Raw genomic sequence first — 579 nt, 5'->3', positions numbered from 1 at the left:
CCAGCGCGCTGCGCGCATGGAACAGGAACACCAGGCACACCAGCGCGACGATCAGGCTCTCCTCGAGCAGCGTCGTACGCAGCGTCTTGATTGCACGCACGATGAGGTCGGACCGGTCGTAGACGGCCTGGACGCTGACGCCTTCGGGCAGGCCGCGTGCAAGCTCCGCGATCTTGTTCTTTACCCCGCCGATCACGGCCAGGGCATTCTCGCCAAATCGCGCAATGACAATCCCGGCCACGACGTCGCCTTCGCCATCCAGGTCGGCGATGCCACGGCGCTCGTCGGGCACCAGTTCGACCTGCGCCACATCACCGATGAGCACCGGTGCGCCTCCTTCGGCGCGTAGCACCAGGCGCTCGATGTCCTCGATGCCGCGTAGATAGCCGCGGCCCCGGACCATGTATTCGGTCTCGGCCATCTCGATCACGCGGCCGCCCACGTCGCGGTTGCTCGCCGCGATCACCTCGGACACCCGTGAAATCGGGATGTCGAACTCACGCAGCCGGACCGGATCAACGGTGATCGAGTACTGGCGCACGAAGCCGCCGACGCTGGCGACCTCGGCCACGCCGGGCG

At 67.0% G+C, this 579-nt stretch carries 1 protein-coding gene; it reads right to left on the bottom strand.

Annotation, left to right across the window (positions count from 1 at the left end):
• A partial coding sequence (locus tag OC373_RS18770; protein WP_261998283.1) for an efflux RND transporter permease subunit occupies positions 1-579 on the bottom strand: 579 nt, incomplete at both ends.

Origin of the sequence: Stenotrophomonas sp. Ste96 (genome assembly GCF_024519495.1) — a bacterium.
GTDB lineage: Bacteria > Pseudomonadota > Gammaproteobacteria > Xanthomonadales > Xanthomonadaceae > Stenotrophomonas > Stenotrophomonas bentonitica_A.
The sequence above is the reverse complement of the archived record's forward strand: the minus strand, read 5'-3'. Positions and strand labels throughout refer to the sequence as shown.